At 32.7% G+C, this 21,560-nt stretch carries 20 protein-coding genes and 1 tRNA gene; 9 read left to right on the top strand and 12 right to left on the bottom strand.

Going from position 1 to position 21,560, the window contains the following annotated elements; translation table 11 throughout:
- Window positions 1-7 precede the first annotated feature (7 nt).
- Window positions 8-949 (bottom strand): tyrosine recombinase XerC, encoded by a 942-nt coding sequence (locus EF513_RS00470; RefSeq protein WP_125215457.1) that lies wholly within the window; start codon window positions 947-949, stop codon window positions 8-10.
- Between the two features lie 3 nt (window positions 950-952).
- Window positions 953-1,606, bottom strand: a complete 654-nt coding sequence (fsa, locus tag EF513_RS00465) for a fructose-6-phosphate aldolase (protein WP_125215456.1) — start codon at window positions 1,604-1,606, stop codon at window positions 953-955.
- A gap of 144 nt (window positions 1,607-1,750) precedes the next feature.
- Between fsa and EF513_RS00460 the strand changes: the two genes are divergently transcribed.
- Window positions 1,751-2,869, top strand: coding sequence for a hypothetical protein (locus EF513_RS00460; protein ID WP_125215455.1), 1,119 nt, complete (start codon window positions 1,751-1,753; stop codon window positions 2,867-2,869).
- A gap of 977 nt (window positions 2,870-3,846) precedes the next feature.
- Here EF513_RS00460 and EF513_RS00455 read toward each other — a convergent pair.
- Window positions 3,847-5,145, bottom strand: coding sequence for a citrate synthase (locus EF513_RS00455; RefSeq protein ID WP_125215454.1), 1,299 nt, complete (start codon window positions 5,143-5,145; stop codon window positions 3,847-3,849).
- Between the two features lie 14 nt (window positions 5,146-5,159).
- Window positions 5,160-5,963, bottom strand: a complete 804-nt coding sequence (locus EF513_RS00450) for a uracil-DNA glycosylase (RefSeq protein ID WP_125215453.1) — start codon at window positions 5,961-5,963, stop codon at window positions 5,160-5,162.
- Between the two features lie 135 nt (window positions 5,964-6,098).
- On the opposite strand from EF513_RS00450, the gene EF513_RS00445 reads away from it, so the two are divergent.
- From EF513_RS00445 to EF513_RS00430, 4 genes are all read left to right on the top strand, one after another.
- Window positions 6,099-6,174 (top strand) — tRNA-Lys (locus tag EF513_RS00445).
- Between the two features lie 107 nt (window positions 6,175-6,281).
- A complete protein-coding gene (locus tag EF513_RS00440; protein ID WP_125215452.1) occupies window positions 6,282-6,587 on the top strand; it encodes a hypothetical protein in 306 nt (101 codons plus the stop codon).
- Between the two features lie 9 nt (window positions 6,588-6,596).
- The gene (locus tag EF513_RS00435) at window positions 6,597-7,559 is read left to right on the top strand and encodes a M23 family metallopeptidase (protein WP_125215451.1); all 963 of its coding nucleotides are present in this window, start codon (window positions 6,597-6,599) and stop codon (window positions 7,557-7,559) included.
- A 620-nt stretch (window positions 7,560-8,179) separates the two neighbouring features.
- The gene (locus EF513_RS00430) at window positions 8,180-10,024 is read left to right on the top strand and encodes a hypothetical protein (protein WP_125215450.1); all 1,845 of its coding nucleotides are present in this window, start codon (window positions 8,180-8,182) and stop codon (window positions 10,022-10,024) included.
- Between the two features lie 207 nt (window positions 10,025-10,231).
- Here EF513_RS00430 and trxB read toward each other — a convergent pair whose 3' ends face one another.
- The 3 genes from trxB to EF513_RS00415 form a co-directional block, all read right to left on the bottom strand.
- Window positions 10,232-11,191, bottom strand: coding sequence for a thioredoxin-disulfide reductase (gene trxB, locus EF513_RS00425; protein ID WP_125215449.1), 960 nt, complete (start codon window positions 11,189-11,191; stop codon window positions 10,232-10,234).
- 97 nt (window positions 11,192-11,288) lie between these two features.
- Window positions 11,289-11,888, bottom strand: coding sequence for a peroxiredoxin (locus tag EF513_RS00420; protein ID WP_125215448.1), 600 nt, complete (start codon window positions 11,886-11,888; stop codon window positions 11,289-11,291).
- A 34-nt stretch (window positions 11,889-11,922) separates the two neighbouring features.
- Entirely contained in the window at window positions 11,923-12,762 is an 840-nt protein-coding gene (locus tag EF513_RS00415; RefSeq protein ID WP_125215447.1) for a 4-(cytidine 5'-diphospho)-2-C-methyl-D-erythritol kinase, read from the bottom strand.
- 117 nt (window positions 12,763-12,879) lie between these two features.
- Between EF513_RS00415 and EF513_RS00410 the strand changes: the two genes are divergently transcribed.
- The 4 genes from EF513_RS00410 to EF513_RS00395 are packed head-to-tail and all read left to right on the top strand — an operon-like array spanning window position 12,880 to window position 17,115.
- On the top strand, window positions 12,880-14,274 hold the full coding sequence (locus EF513_RS00410; RefSeq protein ID WP_125215446.1) for a cytochrome ubiquinol oxidase subunit I: 1,395 nt from the start codon (window positions 12,880-12,882) through the stop codon (window positions 14,272-14,274).
- A gap of 12 nt (window positions 14,275-14,286) precedes the next feature.
- The gene (gene cydB, locus EF513_RS00405) at window positions 14,287-15,297 is read left to right on the top strand and encodes a cytochrome d ubiquinol oxidase subunit II (RefSeq protein ID WP_125215445.1); all 1,011 of its coding nucleotides are present in this window, start codon (window positions 14,287-14,289) and stop codon (window positions 15,295-15,297) included.
- A gap of 23 nt (window positions 15,298-15,320) precedes the next feature.
- The gene (hemF, locus tag EF513_RS00400; protein ID WP_125215444.1) at window positions 15,321-16,184 is read left to right on the top strand and encodes an oxygen-dependent coproporphyrinogen oxidase; all 864 of its coding nucleotides are present in this window, start codon (window positions 15,321-15,323) and stop codon (window positions 16,182-16,184) included.
- Window position 16,185: 1 nt separating this feature from the next.
- The gene (locus EF513_RS00395; protein ID WP_125215443.1) at window positions 16,186-17,115 is read left to right on the top strand and encodes a mechanosensitive ion channel family protein; all 930 of its coding nucleotides are present in this window, start codon (window positions 16,186-16,188) and stop codon (window positions 17,113-17,115) included.
- Window positions 17,116-17,210: 95 nt separating this feature from the next.
- Here the strand turns inward: EF513_RS00395 and EF513_RS07845 are convergent, their stop codons facing one another.
- The 5 genes from EF513_RS07845 to gatB form a co-directional block, all read right to left on the bottom strand.
- Window positions 17,211-17,369, bottom strand: coding sequence for a hypothetical protein (locus EF513_RS07845; RefSeq protein ID WP_164503776.1), 159 nt, complete (start codon window positions 17,367-17,369; stop codon window positions 17,211-17,213).
- 95 nt (window positions 17,370-17,464) lie between these two features.
- On the bottom strand, window positions 17,465-18,361 hold the full coding sequence (locus EF513_RS00390; protein ID WP_125215442.1) for a lysylphosphatidylglycerol synthase transmembrane domain-containing protein: 897 nt from the start codon (window positions 18,359-18,361) through the stop codon (window positions 17,465-17,467).
- Window positions 18,321-19,265 carry a glycosyltransferase family 2 protein gene (locus tag EF513_RS00385; RefSeq protein ID WP_125215441.1) on the bottom strand — a complete coding sequence of 315 codons (945 nt, stop codon included), beginning with the start codon at window positions 19,263-19,265 and terminating at the stop codon, window positions 18,321-18,323. Before EF513_RS00385 ends, EF513_RS00390 begins: the two co-directional genes overlap by 41 nt.
- Complete coding sequence (locus EF513_RS00380) at window positions 19,252-20,100, bottom strand: NAD-dependent epimerase/dehydratase family protein (RefSeq protein ID WP_125215440.1); 849 nt, start codon at window positions 20,098-20,100, stop codon at window positions 19,252-19,254. Before EF513_RS00380 ends, EF513_RS00385 begins: the two co-directional genes overlap by 14 nt.
- Window positions 20,101-20,108: 8 nt before the next feature.
- Window positions 20,109-21,554 (bottom strand): Asp-tRNA(Asn)/Glu-tRNA(Gln) amidotransferase subunit GatB, encoded by a 1,446-nt coding sequence (gene gatB / locus EF513_RS00375; RefSeq protein WP_125215439.1) that lies wholly within the window; start codon window positions 21,552-21,554, stop codon window positions 20,109-20,111.
- Window positions 21,555-21,560 lie beyond the last annotated feature (6 nt).

Below are 21,560 nucleotides of genomic sequence, written 5' to 3'. Positions count from 1 at the left end.
TATTTTTTTATTTGTTGGTTAGTGATTCCGTCGCAAAAGGATGCACTAAATTATAACTTTTAATTAAGGTGGTTTGGTCTAATTTTGTATAAATTTGGGTGGTTGAGAGGCTTTCATGCCCCAGTAACTCCTGAATGGATCTTAAATCAGCACCATTGTTAAGTAGATGTGTAGCAAAACTATGCCTAAAGCTGTGGGCGGTAATGTTGTCACCTAAATTTAAAATAGCCCTTAATTCTCGAATTCTCTTATTTACTATGGGTGCAAGCAGCTTTTTTCCTTTTAAACCATAAAAGAGCGGAGTATTAGAATTAATAGAGTAGGGGCAGTTTTGTTGGTAACTAACAATTCTTTGTAAAGCTAGTTCAATTATTGGAATAATTCTAGTTTTGTGGCCTTTACCAGTGATTCTTAGATATTTATTACTAAAATCAATCATGTTTAATGTTAAATTTAAAGCCTCGCTAATACGTAACCCGCAAGCGTATATTAAAGTAATCAGCGCTAAATCTCTTGAAGCTATCCATGGATTTTCCTCAATTTCGTTAACTAAATTTAGAGCCTCTTGGGCTTCATATTCTGTTAATGACTTGGGAAGTAAGTTGCGACGTTTTTTTATTTTAAAAGAAAATATTGTTTGATTGGTAATATAATTATTTTTAATTAAAAATTTATAAAAATTTTTAATTACTGAGATTGCTCTGGCATTAGAGTTGTCATCATAATCATTGTTATGTCTGCTGCTAATCCAGCTTCTTAAATCTCTGATTTGAAGTTGATCTAATGAGGTTAAGCTTACTTCTTCGCCATGGTAATTATTTAGAAAGCTTAAGAAATGCATGAGATCATTTTGATAGGCAAGCAAAGAATGCTCTGAGAAATTTCTAAGATTTTTTAAGTATTGAGACCATTTATTAATGATATCGCTTAAAAGCTGATTGTTAATCATAAGTTAAATAATTTTTTGCCCAGCTTCCTGCCAATCTTTAAGGAATTTTTCAAGCCCTTTATCAGTTAATGGATGATAATATAAATCACGCATTAATTGAGGAGAAATAGTTGCTACATCAGCTCCAATCACTGCTGATTCAGTAACATGCTGTACATTTCTTACGGAAGCAACTAAAATTGAAGTTTTAAATTCATAGTTGTTATACATGGTTTTAATTTGCCTAATTAGTTCCATGCCATTAAGATTGTTATCTTCAAGCCTTCCTACAAACGGAGAGATAAAGGTGGCACCTGCTTTGGCTGCCAGTAAAGCTTGCGTGACTGTAAAGCATAAGGTGACATTTACATGAATATTGCGCATCGAAAAATATTTACAAGCTTTCAGCCCATCATAAGTTAATGGTAGCTTAATTACTATGTTGCTTGCTATGTTGCTAAGCACTAGCCCTTCTTTAACCATATCTTCATAATTAGTTGCTATCACTTCAGCGCTAACCGGGCCTTTAACCAGCTGGCAGATGTTATTAATAACATCTAGTGCATTATTGCCGGTAGCTGCAATTAAAGATGGGTTTGTAGTGATTCCATCAACCATCCCGCTTGAGAGAAGGTTTTCGATTTCTTTTATATTTGCCGAGTCTAAAAATAGCTTCATATCGTTTTTCAAATAATTTTATATTTAATTAATAAAAGTTCAATAGAAAAAATAGTTGCTTAAGGTTTTAATTTATTATACTATTATATGTAACAATTAACCTAAAATTAACTCCAAACCAAACTTTATTGTAGTATTATTAGCATGAGAACTATAAGCCAGCTATTAAAATCCATTACTTCTGTTCAATTAATAGAAATATTCGTTGCACGCCATTATTATAACATAATTGCTTATTTAACAACAAAATTGACTAATATATTGCATGCTACTGCACCTAAAGCAGCAGTCAAGGTGGCTGATCAATTGGCGGCTAATAGAAATATTCGCAAAATTAGCCCATACTTAAATACATTCTGGATATTTGCTATCAATATGTTAATTCAACAGAGGGTGGAAAGCATTCTTGAAAATGAATATGTAAAGAAATTGAGTAAATCTATGTTTTCTTTTTCAAATTTAATTTTATATGCTACTTCAGTATTTTTTTCACCATTTGCAACTATTATAGTGCCTATTTTGATTATAAATACCTCTATGCAATTTATTTCATATCTTGTTGCGACAGAGCAAGATATGCAGAGTAATGATTTTCACCAAAATATAAAAAACCCTCATTTTTATTTATTCTTACCTGAAATTTTAACTTATCAAATTCCAGCAATCTTAGTTTTAAAAGGGTTAATTAAAATAGCTGATTATTTTAAATTTAAAAAGATTAAAAAAACTTTAAAAAGTTATAACGATAATCCTGATAAGCTAATGGAATGGAAGGATGGATTTGTTAGCAAGCTTGCTCTTTTGAGGTTTTATAAGCTTGGTTTTACTGAAACCACAGATAACTCGCTTGCTATAGGTTTTGCTATTTTAGAAACTGCAGCTACTATGTGTGGTGCGCCTGTGAGCTTCCCTACTTACATAGGTGTGTTAACTGTGGCTTCATTAAGAGCATTATATAATTTTGAGACCTTTGAGGTATTTAATCCTAAGTTTATTGCTGAGTTAGCGAGAGGTGGAATGCCTGATAAAATTAATCCAATACGTTATTTCTCTAATTTATTTTCTGATTTATTTTCTGAAAAACCTGAAACAAAAGTAAGCGCTCCAGTATCATCTGAATTACCTACACTCAACAGCGTTAGAACAACTAAGGAATCTACAGCACCTTTACCTGGACGCCAAAAGGAAGAAATAGCTAATATTGGCATGCCTATCAAAAGACAGAGGCAAAAGCAGACACAGCAAACCGCCGGTATAGCTTAGCGCTCCAACCAACATTTTAATGGTGGGATAGTAGAACTCAGCCATGTCACTTAAGAGAAATGTGTGTTGCGCTTAGAGCCTGCATTAAAGTGTAAGTTAATTATAGAAAGCCTGTACTCTTAGCTGCTTTTTTAAAGCTGTAGTGGATTCATTGCTAGTAAAGCAGAGGTTGTATATCATGCTGCTGTTACTTGTTTCTAATCGTATGGATTATATTTAGTAATGGTCAGAATAACAAAGCAAGAAGCTATGGTAAATATAACTAGGCTGTTTGTTGTGAAAGCTAAGAGGAAACAAGCTACTTTATCCTTGCTTACAACTATCAAAATATGTTTGAAATTTAGGCTGTACTTCATTGCTATAATCTTGATCTAAAAAATTTAATGGAATTAAAGAATTAAAAAAGATTGGTATAGTTGGGATTAACAAAAGCTTAGCTTTTGCGCAAGTGGATGAATTATATCCCAATATTTATCTTAAAGCTTTTTCATTTATATGTGCTTAATCAACTGAAGGTTGATATGTATCTTACAAGCCATAGGCTTAAATTGGGTTGTAAGTGTTAGGTAAAACTCTTAAGGCGCTTGGTTTTCTTCTATACAGATTAAGGGAAGATTTATAATAGTGTATTTTAACTTTAATGTGGCTGGCTTATTTTTAAATGTTACTTTCAAAAAGTGCAAATGCCATACGATATATCTAATGACCACTCAGAATCTGGCTTGTAGCTTGAAAGAGTAACTAAATTAAACCCCAGAAAATTCAAGCTTTATGGGATGGTAATTTTAATTATAATACTGATTATATATTTTTAGAGACTAATCTCAATTCTTGTAATTGATATTCTTATAAAATGAATATACGTTGTTTTATATATCTAAAAATAACAACAAGATTGGATTAATTTGTAATCCAATCTTGTTGTTATTAGCCGCAGTGCAATCTAAGGTTGCATAAATATCTAAGGTTTACGGTCCTTATCTTTCCTCTGTTTCTACATAGTCACGTTTGGTATAACCTGTATAAATCTGACGAGGGCGACCAATTTTTTGATGAGGGTCTTCAATCATTTCTTTCCATTGAGCTACCCAACCAGCAGTGCGAGCTATAGCAAATAACACAGTAAACATTTGTGGAGGAATTTTAAGAGCTCGATAAATTATACCGGAATAGAAATCAACGTTAGGGTAAAGCTTTCTTTCAATAAAATATTCATCGTGAAGAGCTATACGTTCTAATTCTATAGCAATTTCAAGCATAGGGTCATTCTTACGGTTAAGAGCAGTAAGTACTTCATGGCAGGTTTTTCTCATTACTGAGGCGCGTGGATCGTAGTTTTTGTATACTCTATGCCCAAATCCCATTAATCTAAATCCTGAATTTTTATCTTTAGCTTTTTCTATAAATAAAGGAATGCGATCAGGAGTTTGAATTTCATTTAGCATATTAATTACTGCTTCATTAGCACCACCATGGGCTGGTCCCCACAAGGAAGCAATCCCTGCAGCAAGGCAGGCAAAAGGGTTGGCCCCTGATGATCCGGCAAGTCTTACTGTTGAGGTGGATGCATTTTGCTCATGATCAGCATGTAAAATAAAAATTTTATCCATAGCCTGTGAAATTATAGGATTAGCTACATATTCTTCGGTTGGAACGGCAAACATCATCCTTAAAAAGTTGCTTGTATAATCTAAATCATTACGCGGATAAATAAAAGGTTGGCCGATGGTATATTTATAAGCCATGGCCGCTAAAGTGGACACTTTGGCAATCATTCTATAAGCTGCTGTTTGTCGTTGTTCTTCATCATGAATATCTAAGCTATCATGATAAAACGCTGAGAGTGAGCCAACTGCACCAACCATTACAGCCATTGGATGAGAACGTCTTGGGAAGCCTCTAAATAAAAAATGGAGTTGCTCATGCACCATTTGATGATGTTTAATATGGGCTGTAAAATTTTCCAACTCATTAGGTTTAGGCAATTCTCCGTTAAGTAATAAATAGCATACTTCCATAAAATTACTTTTTTCAGCTAATTGCTCAATAGGATAACCTCTATGCCTTAAAATTCCTTCTTCGCCATCAATATAAGTGATTTTAGATTCACACGAAGCAGTAGACATAAATCCTGGATCGTAGGTCAAAACTTTTGCATGATTATAAAGATTGGTAATATCAATTCCAGATGGGCCCTCGTTGCCTGTTTTGATTGATAATTCTAAACTTTCGTATCCACTGATATTAATTGATGCCTTTTGTTCTTCCTTACTCATGGTAGGCTCCTTATCTAAAGTTTAATATGATTATTTAAAATATATTGCTTGATTTTTAATAAATCAAACCAGGTACTTTTCTTTTGGGATGGTTGTCTTAGCAGAAAAGCAGGGTGAAAGATGGTAAAGCATTTAATCTTTTGTTCTAAATAGCTATTAGTATACTCAATAGTTTGACTTCTAAGTTGGTTCATATTGAGATTAAGCCCAGTTAGATTAAAGGTGGAGACACTTCCTACCATTATTATTAACTTAGGTTTCATAAGTGCAATAATTTTTTCTAAAAAAGGTCTACATAGTTCCAATTCCTCATTAGTAGGTCTTCTATTACCTGGTGGACGCCAAAAAACTGTATTGGTAATAAAAAAATTCTTATCTCGTGATAGTCCAATTCTTTCTAACATCATGTTTAATAGCTTGCCGCTATCTCCACAAAATGGCCTTCCTTCTAAATCTTCCTGCGCTCCTGGAGCTTCACCAATCATTAGGATTTCCGAATCGGTTATACCTTGCCCTACTACAGTGTTGGTGGCAGTAAGTTTTAATTCGCATCCTTCAAAATTTTTAATCTGCTCAAAAAGTGTATGTATATCATTACAATTATCGGCAATTACTCTACTAGAGCTTTGCTCGTTTTGATTGTTTAACACACCTGAATTAAGCGGTTTTAAAGCTTTTTTATCTGTTTTAATGTTAGATAATATCTTATCAGAAGTAGCACTGCTTTGTTCAATCAGGCTTTGTTTGGTGTGACCGATTAATTCATCACCCCCGACTTCTTGATACCAGTTTAATATTTGTTCTTTCGTTTTACTCATCGATTAGTTAATAATTTAATAATTGCCTGTTATATATTTAACACTCAATATCATAAATTTATCAAGTGAAAATATTTCTGCTTGACATATTAGAAATATTCCTGCTAAATAGGCGGCGTACAAAAAATGTAATAAGTGCCCGTAGCTCAGTCGGTAGAGCATCTGACTTTTAATCAGAGGGTCACAGGTTCGAATCCTGTCGGGCACACCATTTTGTTTTCTATCCTTGCAATAATATTCTTCTGTAAAATCAAAAATCTTGTTTTAAATATTTAAATCTTTTATAATTATATACTAATAAATTCAAAAATTATATTTATGGCAGATTTTGATGAAGGCTCGATGAGTCGAGAGGTTAATTCTCTTAAAGATAAGTTTCACGCAGTATCTTCAAGTTACGGTAAAATAATAAAACTGCTGCTGGTAAAGTGGTATTATATGGTAATGATACCGGCCATAATAGCTGCCTACCAATTTTTAAAAGTGATGAATGAAAAGGGATATATTGAAGCTTTTGAAAATAATTTGAGAACTAGTATGGAATCAATCATTAATATTGCCACACATTGCTCAGTGCATTTTCCCGTTGTTTGGGATATTTTAAATTGTGCTGGTAGATATTAAGATAGCATAATGAGACTCAATTTAATATTATTGATCGTATTGCTTTTTACTGCCTGTAAGCAGCAGGTACCTACTTCTATAGATTTAAAAGGAGATAGGTATTACGGGTTTGATTATGATAAAATCAACCAAATTATTACCCCTAGGATAAGTACTCCTCATAAAGTTAAAATTGGTTATAAAATTAATACAATTAGGCTTGCTAAGCTTTATTCGGTTTATCCAGAGGATGTTGCTGCCTTAAATGACATTGATGATATCAATTCAAACCTTTCGCAATATGCTTTGATAACACTACCTAATTATATTTTACATAGAGTGTTACAAGGTGAAACAATTCATCAACTTAGCAAATTATATGCAGTTTCTCCTAATCAAATTATTGATGAAAATAATATTCATAAACCTTATTCATTAGAAAATGGTCAAATATTAAGAATTTATATAGATAGATCAGGTGAGGATGAAATTCGTACTGAATCGTTGCTTACTCAAGCAGATATGCCTCTAAGTAGTAATATAATAAATGAACTTGATACTTTCAAGCGATTAGAACAATCTGCACATAATCAATATAAGCTGAGTAAAAAAATTCAAAAAGAGTCCTTCGCTTGGCCGGTTAGAGGTAAGGTTATCCAGTTTTTTGGTAAAAGTAATCAAGGTGTAGCTAATAAAGGTATAGCTATTAAGGTTGCAAATGGCACGACTATCAAATCTATAGCTAGTGGTAAAATAGTATATGTAGGGGATGAAATACCAGGTTTTGGTAATACCACCATAATTAAACATTATGGTAACTGGCTTTCCACTTATGCTCATCAAGAGAGTATCAAGGTTAAAGTAGGTGATATAGTAAATAAAGGTGAAACTATTGGATTAGTAGGAGTCTCTGGAAATATAACGACTCCACAGCTATATTTGATTATTAAGAATAATAAAAAATATCTAGATCCTTTAAAAATCCTAAAATAATAATAATTATACTACATTCTTCTTAATTAGTTTGTTTTTAAAGCAACTGATATTGTAAAATTCTTACACCATATAATTTGTTGGTTTTATAAATTAATATTAACACAATCCAAAATGCTAAGTAGCCTGCGCTCTATGAGTTATGTGTTTTATCAAGATTTATTATTCTAAGAGTAAGAAGCAAAGAACAGAATTTAAGCATTGATAATACACAAAAGCTATTCTCATGATGTAAATAATGTAGCAAAAATCACTAAACTTGTATGTTACATTAGTGTTATTAAAGCTTTTTAAAGGTATTATATTCCCAAAAATTCCTAAAAAATGGAAAAAGTAGCTGGACATATGGATACCTATTTAGAAAACCTGGTTAAAGAGGATTATCTAAATTATTTCTCTGTTGATTATAGGTGGTAAGTTAAAGTAAAGTAATAAAGATTATATAGGAATTGAGCATTAATTTATAAACATTAAGCAACCTATTTAAGGTCAGAGGTTTATCAACAAGGCTTATAGATTATTAATTGTTTATTAAAATTACCCGAGATGCTTGCTGTTTAATATATAAGATTTAGCAAAACTAAAGTGATAGATGGATGATTAATTAAGAGATTTTTAATATGCCTAGCGCAAATGGTTTAAAATATGATGTGGCTAAAAGTATACAAAGTGCTTTTGGTGAATTACCAATAAGCATCACCGATCTTACTGGCTTTCCAGAAAATATCAATAATGAACAAAAATTATCAGTTTTTGCTGCCAAAATAAATAATATACTTTCAAGCCAAGATACAGATGAGAAAAATAAACAAGATATCAGTGTCATATTAGGTGAAGCTATTTCTGAAGAAGAAATAAATAATATTCTTCAAAGTTTAACTAATGATGCTAATGATTATGATAAGTTGTTTAATGATCCAGGTAATTATAATGGATTGGATCGTGAATGTGAAGGTGTAACTAATGGTATAGTAAGAGAAATCATAGCAGATGTTTTAACCAGAGAGATAATCTTTTTAAAAAGAAGGCTGGCAGGTAACCTAGATGCAAGGCTGGATAACAATGAAAACCTTTTGGATATAAATCATGCCAAGTTTGTTTACAATATAGATATTAGAAATGATGGAACTCAAGAAAGCTTACCGCTTATAGTTGATACAGAACTTACTGAAGATGAAAAAAATTATTTAAATGCACTTGACCTTTCTCATGTACAGCTGAAGCAAAAGATTGATGCATTTGGTGAAGAAAATAATACTAGCTTTAGTAATAGAAGAATAAGAGAAGAAATTGTTAATGAGACTATGAGCCAAGAAGTGAGACTTGGATCAATAATGCAGCTCGTTATGAATTTATTAAGAGATAGGGAAGAGCTTCAAATTGAGATTGCTGAATTAAATATGAGCTCCATCAGAACTGAAGCGGTAAGAGCTAGTTTAGTAAGAATATCTCATGAATTAACGTTACTTAAGGCTTATGATGGTAGTATAATTTCTAAATTTTTAGCAAAGATTAGGAATAGCAATAATATATATTTAATAATATTTAGTAGGTTGGTAAATGAGACTTTAATGCTTCCTATGCTTCTTCTTCAGCCCGTTATAAATTTGTTTAGATTTGTTTTGGGGCGTGCTGAATTTTTAGATATTTTTAGACCACTGAAATATTTATTCATCTCTTTAAGTTTAGATAGAGAAAGTAATAATTTTTTATATAATCTGGTGTATTTTGATGGATTACTTCCAAGGATTTCCAAAACTATATGGATAATTATAGTGCAAATTGGAGTTCTAAGCTTGAAATCAATTATTGATATTCCGGTGTCAATATACAAATATGGGTTTGTATTTGGAATAAAGCATAACTTTAAGGATTTAATTAATAATATTAAGCAAAAGGGTATTTTTGATAGAGAGGGAGGAAACTTAACTCATATTGCACGTATGGTGAGAGCGGGTGTCTTTGCTTTAGTTCCGTTAGCTATTAGCTATTTTTGTGTTTTAAGAACTGATACCAACTTTATAATGGCTCTTAAAGATGGTTTTGATATAAGTGTCGTATGCTTGCCAGTTTTTTTTATTGAACTTGATTCTAGTTTTACATTGTTAAAAATAGGGATCCAAGGATTATTAACTTTTAATTCTATTAATATTATAAAAGCTAATACTCGCAATATAGGATTAGTGGTAGCAGGATTAATTATGTCTTTAGGTAAAGATATTTTTGAAAGCTTAGGAGAGAGCCTTAAAGGGTATTTATCTTATGTGCTACCATACATAAGAGTAGAGAGTAATTACCAAGGAGGCTATGAAGATCTATTAGAGAATATAGTTGACGATGTAGAGCTCATTAGTACTATAATCACTACTCCACTACTGGAGATGGGATGTCCGACTTCTTTTGCCTTAGTAGAAACGCAAAGAAGAAATGCAGCAGTGCAAGCAGAAATGCAGCCACAGGCGTAAGCTATAAAATTATTCTACTAAAAAACACCCTAGATAATAAGCCTCCAGGGTGTTTTTTATTATAAATGATAGTATTAAATGTAGTAAAATAGGTTGTATCAAGCTGGCTTATAGGACTAGCTATCTTTAATATTACTTATTTTCGGTAGTCTAACAATCAAATATAGATTAAGCACCGAGATTCATCGAGTTAAAATAAATTAGCGCTTAAGCTACTTCTTTGTTAGATAAGTATTTTTCGGCATCTAATGCTGCCATACATCCTGTACCTGCAGCGGTAACAGCTTGCCTATAAATTTTATCTTGTACGTCACCCGCGGCATAAATTCCAGCAATCGAAGTGTAAGTAGTGCCTGGATTGGTAATAAGATAGCCTTCATTATCCATTTCAAGCTGTCCTTTAAACATATCAGTATTGGGTTTATGTCCAATAGCAACAAATACACCATCCGTTGTAATTTCAGTAATTTCTCCGGTTTGAGTATTTTTAATTTTTACTCCAGTTACTGATTTAAAAGGTTGCTCAACTCCTACAATCTCTTCTATTGCACTATTCCAAATTACTTTTATTTTTGGGTGATTGAATAACCTATCTTGTGCTATTTTTTCAGCTCTTAAGCTATCTCTTCTGTGAATAAGCACAACTTCACTAGCATGATGAGTTAGGTATAATGCTTCTTCAACTGCACTATTGCCGCCCCCAACTACGATACATTTCTTATTTTTATAAAAGAAACCATCACAAGTAGCACATCCTGAAACGCCAAATCCTTGAAATTTACTTTCGCTTTCCAAACCTAACCATTTAGCTTGAGCTCCAGTTGCAATAATTACTGTATCACCTGTATAGGTGGTACCTGATTCACCAAGAGCGCTAAAAGGACGTTTTAACAAATCTACGCTTTTAATATGATCGGTAATTAGTTGGGTCCCAACATGCTCTGCCTGCTTTTCCATTTGTTCCATAAGCCAAGGACCTTGAATAGTTTCTGCAAATCCAGGATAGTTTTCTACTTCAGTAGTAATAGTAAGTTGCCCACCTGGTTGCATTCCGCGTACTAAGGTAGGCTGCAAGTTGGCACGTGCTGCATAAATTGCTGCGGTATATCCTGCGGGACCAGAACCTATAATTAATACTTTGGAATGAATTTGTTTAGTATCGCTCATAGTTTTTGATCCTTTTAAAATAAATAAAAATATAGAATAATTAGCAATAGACAAGGCTGCCCTCAAGCAGCCTTAAAAATTCAGTTGAAAAAATTTATTAAAGTGCTTCAGCATGTTTAGCAAGGTAATTTGCAACTCCGGCTGCATCAGCTTTCATACCTTCCTTACCTTTATTCCAGTTTGCAGGGCACACTTCGCCATGTTTTTCGGTAAATTGTAAAGAATCAAGCATTCTGATTGCTTCTTCGATATTTCTGCCGAGTGGTAAGTCATTAATTACTTGGTGACGTACAATACCTTCCTTGTCAATTAAGAAAGTGCCACGTAAAGCAACTGACTCTCCAATTAATACATCATAATCACGAGCGATTGATTTAGTTAAGTCGGCAACTAGTGGATATCCAACCTGGCCAATGCCGCCTTGATCTATAGGGGTGTTCTTCCATGCTAGATGGCTAAAATGTGAATCAACACTCACACCAATTACTTCGCAATTCCTTGTTTTGAATTCTTCAATATGATTATGAAAAGAAATAATTTCTGAAGGGCATACAAAAGTAAAATCTAAAGGATAAAAGAATAAAATTGCATATTTACCTTTAATATAATTTTGTAAATTGAAATTTTCTTCAATTTTATTATCTGCCATAACAGCTTTTGCTGTAAAGTTAGGGGCTTGTTTGCCGACTAAAACCATAGATATACTCCTTAATTGTATATATAAAATATTATTAGATTTCTCCAATTTTATTTAAATAATATGGGAAAGATTTTATAAATTTCAAGTTAGAACCTACTAAATTTTCTTTATTATTAAAAATTGCAAAACAACTTGCTCCAGTACCACTCATTGATGCATACATGCAACCGGGTTGGAGGTTTAACCAATTTATTAATTCACCAACTGCTGGAAGGCAGTTGTTTGCAGCTTTAATTAGATTATTACCATATTTCTGTAAATCAGCTACTAAAGACTCTAAGTTATTATAATGTGTTTGATATTTAATCTCACCCTGATAAAAATCTTCCGGATTAATTTTATCAAATACATCCTTAGTGAGCAAGGTTTTATTAGGATTTACAATTTGTATATATAATTTAGGAAGAGTAATAAAATGCTCAATTTTTTCTCCAATACCGCTAAAAATTACGGGTTTGTTTTGATAGCAAATTGGCACATCTGCACCTATGGTAGCTAACTCATCGCTACTAAACTCAAGTTGATAATTGTCGTTTAAATATCTAGCCACTGCTGCAGCATTAGCTGAGCCGCCGCCAAGCCCTCCACCTACTGGTATATTTTTTTCTATAACAATTTTTAAGGGCGGTAAGTTTTTCTGCTTATTTAAAGCTAATTGGAATAGCTTATATAAAATATTTTCTCCAGTTATTAAATGAGCATAGTTGCCAACAACATTAATCTGCCAGTCATTACTTTCTTGAATCAATAATTGATCTTCAATTACCCCAAATACAGCTAAACTATTTAATAAATGAAAATTATTTTTTTTACCTAAAACACTTAGAGTAAGGTTAATTTTTGCAGGTGATTGAATTATAGTTTGTTTCATTTTATTAACCTACTGTTTTGATAAGCTTATATTAATAACTATTGATTGACGTTCATCTTGGTTGCAAATATAACTGGTCCAATTTGAATAACAATATATCAAAAGATTGACTTTATTATGGATCAAGAGCTTACAATTCTTTTATCAAGAATTCAATTCGCTTTAGCGCTAGCTTATCATATAATTTTTCCTACTATCAACATAGGTTTATCGCTCATTATCGCTACATTTGAATGGCAATGGCTTAAAACCGGGCAAAAACATTTTTATAATCTAACTAGGTTCTTTACTAAGATATTTGCGCTAGCTTTTGGAGTAGGGGTGGTATCGGGAATTACTTTGTCATTTATGTTTGGGACTAACTTTGCTAAATTTTCACTTGTTACTGGCAATATTTTAGGACCTCTTCTTTCTTATGAAGTGCTTACGGCTTTCTTTTTAGAAGCTTCATTTTTGGGAATTATGTTATTTGGTTGGAATAGAGTATCTGCTAAAATGCATTTTATTTCGACGATTATTGTAGCAATTGGTACGTTAATTTCAGCTTTTTGGATATTAGCTGCTAATTCCTGGATGCATACTCCTCAAGGTTTTAGTATTGATGTTAACGGGATTTTACAGGTAGAAAGTTGGCGAAAAATTATTTTTAACCCTTCTTTTCCTTATCGCTATTTCCATATGATTTTTGCTTCTTTTATTTCAGCATCTTTAATAGCAGTAGGAATTTGTGCTTATTATTATCTTAGGGATAACCAAAAAAAAGAGCATATTTCAGGCTTAAAAATATCACTATGTTTTTTAGCTGTATTAGCTCCAATGCAGCTTATTATAGGTGATTTACATGGTCTTAACACTGTGAAATATCAACCGTATAAGGTTGCGGCAATGGAAGGTAGATGGGAGAGTATGGAAGGAGCTCCGCTTATTCTTTTTGCTATACCGGATCAAGAAAATCAAATTAATCATTTTGAAATCGGTATTCCAAAGCTAGCTAGCTTAATTTTAACCCATGAAATGGATGGAGAAGTAAAAGGACTTAATGATTTATCAAAAGAAGCAAGACCATATATGGCTACTATTTTCTTTAGTTTTAGGATCATGGTAGGCTTAGGGATTAGCTTTATATTGATAGGGCTATATGGTGCCTATCTAATATATAAGAATAAATTATCAAGCAGCAGGGTATATCTTAAGTTATTACCTTGGTTTGCACCTACAGGGATTATTGCTACTATTTGCGGTTGGATAGTTACGGAGTGCGGGCGCCAACCTTGGGTAGTGCATAATGTAATGCTAACTAAAGATGCAGCAAGTATTCTTCACCCTACCACCGTTATGTTTTCCTTAATGGCTTTTGGTATGGTTTATACGCTGATCTTTATAAGTTTCTTGTTTTATTTAATAAAATTCATTAAGCATGGCATTAAAGAATATGCCTTACCATATAAACTTTATCCAGAGGATGCTAACTTAATTCATCGCACTCCATGGCTTGATGAAGAAAAAGAATAAACGAAGGGAAAAATGGATTTAGAATTTTTATTGCCAATCATTTGGAGCATAATTATTGCTATTGGCGTGGTTGTGTATGTTATTTTAGATGGGTTTGATTTAGGGGTCGGTATTCTTTTTCCGTGGATTAAGGATGAACAGCATAAAACCTTAATGATGAATTCAATAGCTCCTTTTTGGGATGGTAATGAAACTTGGTTGGTGTTAGGCGGGGTCGGTTTATTTGTAGCTTTTCCTTATGTCTACGCTACTTTGCTGCCTATAATGTATATACCACTTACCATTTTTCTGATTGCTATAGCGCTTAGAGGTGTATCGTTTGAATTTAGGTTTAAAGCTGAGCATAGCAAACCTTTATGGGATGCGGTATTTGCAGTAGGCTCAATTTTGATGGCTTTCTGCCAGGGAATTGTACTTGGCACATTCGTGCAGGGATTCAAAATGATTGGAAAGGAATTTATTGGCGGCTCATTTGATTGGGCAACGCCTTTTAGTTTCTTTTGTGGTATAGCCTTAGTCATTGGTTATGCACTGCTGGGAGCTACTTGGTTAATTTATAAAACCGAGGGTGATTTGCAACGTAAGATGTATAATTTTGCTTTTAAGCTTGCGATTGCCATCATTATTTGTATTGGGATAGTAAGCTTATGGACGCCTTTAATTTCCCAAGGAATTTTTGAACGCTGGTTTGGAAAAAATTTTAAAATATTGATTTGGCTACCGTTAATTACAGCTATTATTTCTTTAGCGTTGTTATACTCAATCATAAAGCGCAAAGAACTTAAGCCATTTGTTTATTCAATTGCCTTATTTATCTTATCTTATATGGGATTAGGAATTAGCATCTGGCCGTATGTAATACCGCGAAGTGTAAATATTTGGCAGGCTTCTTCATCGGTAGATAGCCAGCTTTTTACATTAGTAGGAGCATTAATAGTGTTACCATGTGTGTTGATTTATACTGTTAAAATTTATAGGTTATTTAAGGGTAAAGTTAAAGCAGTTGATGGTTATCCAGTATAAAGTAGTTAGGTATATAAACAAGCATGAGTGAATTATTATCAAAAGTGAATTTAAATAACCAACAGCAACAAGTCGCAGAGTGGTTTGTATCGTTGCGTAATAAAATTCGTAATGTATTTGAAGCTATTGAAGAAGATTATGCCCAAGAAAAGCAGCTTGTTGCTGGTAAGTTTGAAATAACAAGTTGGAAGCATGAGCAAGAAGGTGGGGGAGAGATCTCACTGATGAAAGGCAATGTTTTTGAAAAAGTTGGAGTGAATATTTCAATAGTCAAAGGTGAATTTAATGAAGTAATGCGCAAAGAAGTGCCTGGTGCTAATGAAAATCCAGCCTTTTTTGCAACTGGTGTTTCACTTGTTGCACATATGCATAACCCTCTAGTGCCTGCGGTGCATATGAATACCAGGTTTATTAATACTACTAAAAACTGGTTTGGAGGAGGAGCTGATTTGACGCCTACTTTTGAGTTTACAGTAGATACTGAAGATTTTCATCAAGCTTTTAAGGAATGTTGCGATAAATTTGATCCGGATTATTATGCTAAATTCAAAAAATGGTGTGATGAATATTTTTATCTACCTCACCGTAAAGAAGCTAGAGGAGTGGGAGGCATCTTTTATGATTACGTAAATAGCAGTAATTTTGAACATGATTTTGCATTTACTCAACAGGTTGGCGAGACATTTTATAAAATTTATGATTTAATAGTAAGACGGAATATGTTTAAATCATACACTGAAGAACAAAAATATCGCCAATTAGTAAAGCGCGGGCGTTATGTGGAGTTTAATTTGCTGTATGACCGCGGGACTAAATTTGGATTAATGACAGGAGGAAATGTAGATGCTATCCTGATGTCTATGCCACCTCAAGTAATTTGGGAATAATATGAATGAGCCTAGTATTTTAGAGTTAGCTAAAAATTTTTCATTAAGTAATCTAGATGCACTTTCTATAATTAGCAATTTATGGAAGGTAATATATAACATATGGAGTTATCCATTATTTCTAATTGATAAGCAAAATCCGGTAGCGATTTCTAATCTTATAATCGCCAGTATTTTGTTTTATGTAGGATTAAAGGTTGCCAGGTCTACAAGTAGGCTGCTTAGAAAGCGTGTCACTCGGCTTGTCGGTGCTCATACTAATGCTTCTACTGCCATAGAGAAGATTAGTTATTATATTTTATTAAGCATTGCAATGTTAATAGCCTTAGATATTGCTAATGTTCCTTTAACTGCCTTTACTTTTGTGGGTGGCGCGCTTGCTATAGGTCTTGGTTTTGGATCTCAAAATATTATCAATAATTTTATTAGCGGTCTTATAATGATGTTTGAGCAACCTATAAGAATTGGTGATGTTATTGAGTATGATAAAATAATGGGCACTGTTGCTAATATAGGAGCTAGATGTACTAAAATTCTTACTTTTGATAATGTTGATATAATAGTACCTAATAGTACTTTGTTACAAAGCACCATAGTTAATTTTACTTTAACTGATGAGGGTAAATGTAGAAAGTCAATAGAGCTAAAAGTCCATATGAATAATGATGTGGTTAAAGTACATAAAATGCTGACTAAAATATTTAAAAATGATACTGAGATTCTACAAGATCCTGAACCGTTAATTGCTATTTCATCGGCTAAAGATTTTTATGTTACTTTTACTATATATTATTGGATTCAGTATGGAACTAGCAATTCTAATACTATCATAGTTACTAACTTATTTTTTCAGATTTTAGAAAAGATGAAAGAAAATAACATGCAATTAGATTATCATCCTCCTTATATTAAAGAGGTTTATCTCCAATAAAACCATTAAATTTCTTTTAAAACGGAGCTGAATGTATTCTTTATTATTACATCAGCTGAATAAATTTTGTAGGGCTAACCTTTAAAATTAATGTTCTAATTTAGAAAGTGGCTGGAGTTATAAAAGGTAGTTTTAGTATCAAAAGGTGTATTGGGTGCTTTATTATCTGCCAAGGAAAGTAAAGGTAGCGCAAAGCTGAGCGTAATAAGTATAATCTTAGCAACTAACCAAGGGTCAATGCGGAAATTCATCATAAGTCCTCTTATATTAAGTTAATTGCATTTAGTTACAGAAACTATATAGCAAATAATAATATTATAGAAAACTAATGCAACAAAAATTAAAAATTTTATTTATGTTCGATCTTTATTAAAAAAGAAATGGATGATAGTATGTTTATAATAGTGCAAATGCAAAAGAAGCATAAAGCTCCGAGTAGAGCAGTATCAGCATCTATCAAGATATAATTACTTAAAAATACTAAGCAAACTTCACGTACACCAGCTCCACCCAAGGAAATAGGTACAATTAAGCTTAAAAAAGAAATGAGCGTGGCTAAAATATAATTTAAATCAAAAATTTTAACTCCTAAATCTCCATAAATTACCATTTGTGTCATTACAATTGCAATTTCATTCAAAAGTGAAAAAATAAAAGCTTTTGCAGTGGCAGCGCGCTTTTCTTTTAAGGTTTGAGCGATTATATTATAAACAATAGTTGATAAAATAATGCCAAGTGAAGTAATAATTATTACATAACTAAGATGTATTCCCTGTAAAAATTTAATATTAGTAGCTAAAAGCAATATAAAACAAGCGATAGCTATAACATATAATCCACTAATTCGGTCGGATAGACATAATTGAATTGCTCTAATTTTACTCATACCATACTGTTTTAGTAAGAGAAATTTATATCCATCTCCACCAATTCCGCCTGGCAAGCAGCTATTGAAAAATGAACAGCGGTAGGTAATGTTAATGGCGTCCTTAAGGCTATATTGTTGATTATCGTAATCTAAATAGGCTTTGAAGCGTAAAGCATTAAACAGATAAGAGATGTTAACTAGTATAATGCTAAAAATTAACGTTTTTAGTTTAATTTTTTTAAAAGTAATAAGTAAGTCATTTAAATCAATTTTAGTTAATATAAAATAAAAAAGTATAATAAAACCAATAGTTTTTAACAGAAAATTGAAAGGCTTATTATGAAATATCTTCTTCAGTTTGTTTATTATCAATTTCATAAGGCCTCTTATTTGGTGATGAAAAATATACACGTACTAATAATTCACCAATAAAGCCCAAAGCTATAAAGTGTAAAGATGAAATAAATAATAATATCACTGTGTGTATTATTAAATTACTATAAATTTGATAACATAACATTTTAGAAACTAGCAGAGCTACTAGGCCCATAAGGCCAAAACCTATCCCATATACGGCTATGCCACCAAAAAAATGCATAGGCTTTTGGGCGTATTTTTGTAAAAATAATATTAGTAGAAAATCGCTTATTACTTTAGGTATGCGGCTTAATCCATATTTAGATTTTCCTTGCAGTCTTGGGTAATGATTTACCGGAACTTTAATGACTTTTGCACCTTTGAAACTAGCAAGTAACGAAATAAAGCGATGCATTTCCCCATATAATTCAAGTTCTTTAGCAAGCTTTGCAGTAAAGACTTTTAAAGCACAACCTAAATCACTTACTTTAACCCGTGAGAAGGCGCTGATAATAAAATTGGCAACCGAGCTAGGGACTGTCCGTAAAATTAAGTGATCTTGCCTTTTTTGTCTTATTCCACATACCATATCCGCTTGATTAGATAATAGGGCTTCAAGCATGTTAGGGATGTCAAAAGGATCATTTTGTAGATCACCATCCATAGTAACGATATATTTACCCTGAGCATGATCAATTCCTGCACGTAAAGCAGGAGTTTGACCAAAATTGCGAGTAAAGTTAATTAATTTAATTTGATGGCTAATGTGCTTACTAATCTCTTCAAACGAATTATCATCTGAACCATCATTAATAAAAATAATTTCATAAGAAAAATTGATTAAAGCTTCAGAGATTTTCTTAACCAGAGGAGTAATATTCTTTTCTTCATTATAGATAGGGATGATTACACTAATTTGGGTCATATAAATGTTGCTCAAAAATTGATTTTAGGCCTTCTTTATAATTTGGGTATTTTAATTGTAATTGTAAAATATCTTTTATTTTTTGGTTGCTCACGATTTTGTTTTGATTTAAGAATTCTTGCATCATTGGTGATAAATTTGCCTGAGTATAATCAACTATCTTAGGAGAGGGTAGGCTAAGCAGCTGATAAGCATATAAGTGTATTACGGTAATACTTGCCGGCATATCGTCAGCTATATTAAAAATCTGCGTGGCTAAATTAAATTGTATAGCGTTAACTATTGCTTGGGCTAGGTCTTCTACATGAATACGGGAAAATGCTTGGTCGGTTTGTAAGATAAAACTCTTGTTATTAATGCCTTCAAATGCTGAGCGCCATGGCCCGTAAATTCCTGCTATTCTAAAAATATTTACTGCTAATCCTGGTTTAAGCTGTTCAAGTTGGAGCCAATCTTGTTCTATTTTTATGCGCCGGTAAGCTGAGCTGGTTTTTAAGGCTTTAAGTTCAGATTCTTCATTTACGACCTTGCCATCATGGTTGCCATATACCCCAGTTGAGGAGATATAACCTATAAATCTTAAGTTTGGAGCATTGTTAATAATTTTTTGTAAATAAGCCTCATATACTGCATCCATGTTATTTATTGGAGGAATGCTAATAATAATGTGAGTTATATTGGTAAAATCAATATCAGCTATAGTATCAGGGTAATTAAATGAAAAAGAGCTATGAAGTGAACGAGAAGTATGGATGATTTCGAATTCTTTAGGATTGAGGTATGCAGCAATATGTTTTGCTGCATACCCGAACCCGAAAAAAATTATTTTATTCATTGCTTAGATTAAGAAGAAAGTTTTTTCTTAAGAATACCATTTAGTATTTCAGGATTAACTTTGCCACCTGATAGCTTCATTACTTGCCCAACAAAGAAACCAAAAAGTTTATCTTTACCGGATTTATATTCAGCTACCTTATCTTGGTTATTGTTTAATACTTCCTCAATAATTTTTTCGATCGAAGAAATATCAGTAACTTGCGTTAAACCTTCTTTTTCAACGATTTCTTCTGGATCACGTTTTTCATCAAACATAATCTCAAATACTTGCTTGGCAATTTTTCCGGAGATTACATTACTTTCAATTAGCTTAATTAGCTTGGCAAGCATGTCAGTGCTAATAGGAGATTCAATGATTTCCAGATTTTCTTTCTTTAATCTGGCAAATAGATCGCCCATGATCCAGTTTGCAGCGAGCTTTGCATCGACCTGGCTTGCTACTTCTTCAAAATATTCAGCAATTTCTTTTTCAGAAGTTAATACCTCAGCGTCATATTCTGATAATCCTATAGTTTTAGTATAACGCTTACATTTTTGCGCAGGTAGCTCAGGCATGCTAGCTTTAATATTATCAACAAATTGCTGAGTAATGATAAGAGGTAACAGGTCAGGGTCAGGGAAGTAACGATAATCAAAAGCATCTTCTTTACTTCTCATGGTGCGTGTTTCACCGGTACTTACATCGTACAGCCTGGTTTCTTGATCAATTTTACCGCCATTCTCAATGATCTCTATCTGTCTTTCAGCTTCATACTCAATAGCTTTGGTAATATATCTAATGGAATTTAAATTTTTAATTTCACATCTGGTGCCGAGTTTGTGCTCACCTCTAAGTCTAACTGAAACGTTAGCGTCACATCTAAGTGAGCCTTTTTCCATATCACCATCACAAGTGCCTAAATACCTTAAAATCAGCCTTAAATTCTTCATGTATTCTGCTGCTTCTTCTGCTGATCTAAGATCGGGGCGAGAAACAATTTCCATTAAAGCAATACCTGATCTATTAAGATCAATATAAGTGTAATTAGGGCTTTGGTCATGTAAGCTTTTACCTGCGTCTTGCTCTAGGTGAATACGCTCGATGCCAATAGTTTTGGTAGTACCATCGCTAAGTTGTATAAGTAAAGAGCCGTTTTCTACTATAGGCTTATAAAACTGAGTAATTTGGTAACCTTGAGGAAGATCGGGGTAAAAATAATTTTTACGGTCAAAAAATGATACTAGGTTAATTTCTGCATCAATACCGATTCCAGTTTTAACTGCCTGTTCTACGCAAAATTTATTTAATCTTGGTAACATACCTGGAAAAGCTGCATCAATTAATGATACATTATGGTTAGGTTCTGCTCCAAATTCGGTTGAAGCTCCTGAAAATAATTTAGAGTTGGATGCAACTTGGGCGTGTACTTCCAGTCCAATTACAATTTCCCACTTGTTTAAATCAATAGTCATATCAGC

The organism is Rickettsiales endosymbiont of Stachyamoeba lipophora (assembly GCF_003932735.1).
In the GTDB taxonomy this organism is placed as follows: Bacteria; Pseudomonadota; Alphaproteobacteria; order Rickettsiales; family 33-17; genus RICK01.
Note: the sequence above shows the minus strand (reverse complement) of the source record. Positions and strands in the feature narration are given on the sequence as shown.

What these genes read in the sequence shown, in the direction of transcription:
- EF513_RS00440 (WP_125215452.1), top strand. Translation starts at nt 6,282, where the DNA reads ATGGCAGATTTTGATGAAGGCTCGATGAGTCGAGAGGTTAATTCTCTT.
- EF513_RS00430 (WP_125215450.1), top strand. Translation starts at nt 8,180, where the DNA reads ATGCCTAGCGCAAATGGTTTAAAATATGATGTGGCTAAAAGTATACAA.
- EF513_RS00390 (WP_125215442.1), bottom strand. Translation starts at nt 18,361, where the DNA reads ATGAAATTGATAATAAACAAACTGAAGAAGATATTTCATAATAAGCCT.
- fsa (WP_125215456.1), bottom strand. Translation starts at nt 1,606, where the DNA reads ATGAAGCTATTTTTAGACTCGGCAAATATAAAAGAAATCGAAAACCTT.
- EF513_RS00395 (WP_125215443.1), top strand. Translation starts at nt 16,186, where the DNA reads ATGAATGAGCCTAGTATTTTAGAGTTAGCTAAAAATTTTTCATTAAGT.
- EF513_RS00415 (WP_125215447.1), bottom strand. Translation starts at nt 12,762, where the DNA reads ATGAAACAAACTATAATTCAATCACCTGCAAAAATTAACCTTACTCTA.
- hemF (WP_125215444.1), top strand. Translation starts at nt 15,321, where the DNA reads ATGAGTGAATTATTATCAAAAGTGAATTTAAATAACCAACAGCAACAA.
- EF513_RS00460 (WP_125215455.1), top strand. Translation starts at nt 1,751, where the DNA reads ATGAGAACTATAAGCCAGCTATTAAAATCCATTACTTCTGTTCAATTA.
- EF513_RS00435 (WP_125215451.1), top strand. Translation starts at nt 6,597, where the DNA reads ATGAGACTCAATTTAATATTATTGATCGTATTGCTTTTTACTGCCTGT.
- EF513_RS00455 (WP_125215454.1), bottom strand. Translation starts at nt 5,145, where the DNA reads ATGAGTAAGGAAGAACAAAAGGCATCAATTAATATCAGTGGATACGAA.
- gatB (WP_125215439.1), bottom strand. Translation starts at nt 21,554, where the DNA reads ATGACTATTGATTTAAACAAGTGGGAAATTGTAATTGGACTGGAAGTA.
- EF513_RS07845 (WP_164503776.1), bottom strand. Translation starts at nt 17,369, where the DNA reads ATGATGAATTTCCGCATTGACCCTTGGTTAGTTGCTAAGATTATACTT.
- EF513_RS00410 (WP_125215446.1), top strand. Translation starts at nt 12,880, where the DNA reads ATGGATCAAGAGCTTACAATTCTTTTATCAAGAATTCAATTCGCTTTA.
- cydB (WP_125215445.1), top strand. Translation starts at nt 14,287, where the DNA reads ATGGATTTAGAATTTTTATTGCCAATCATTTGGAGCATAATTATTGCT.
- EF513_RS00385 (WP_125215441.1), bottom strand. Translation starts at nt 19,265, where the DNA reads ATGACCCAAATTAGTGTAATCATCCCTATCTATAATGAAGAAAAGAAT.
- EF513_RS00470 (WP_125215457.1), bottom strand. Translation starts at nt 949, where the DNA reads ATGATTAACAATCAGCTTTTAAGCGATATCATTAATAAATGGTCTCAA.
- trxB (WP_125215449.1), bottom strand. Translation starts at nt 11,191, where the DNA reads ATGAGCGATACTAAACAAATTCATTCCAAAGTATTAATTATAGGTTCT.
- EF513_RS00380 (WP_125215440.1), bottom strand. Translation starts at nt 20,100, where the DNA reads ATGAATAAAATAATTTTTTTCGGGTTCGGGTATGCAGCAAAACATATT.
- EF513_RS00420 (WP_125215448.1), bottom strand. Translation starts at nt 11,888, where the DNA reads ATGGTTTTAGTCGGCAAACAAGCCCCTAACTTTACAGCAAAAGCTGTT.
- EF513_RS00450 (WP_125215453.1), bottom strand. Translation starts at nt 5,963, where the DNA reads ATGAGTAAAACGAAAGAACAAATATTAAACTGGTATCAAGAAGTCGGG.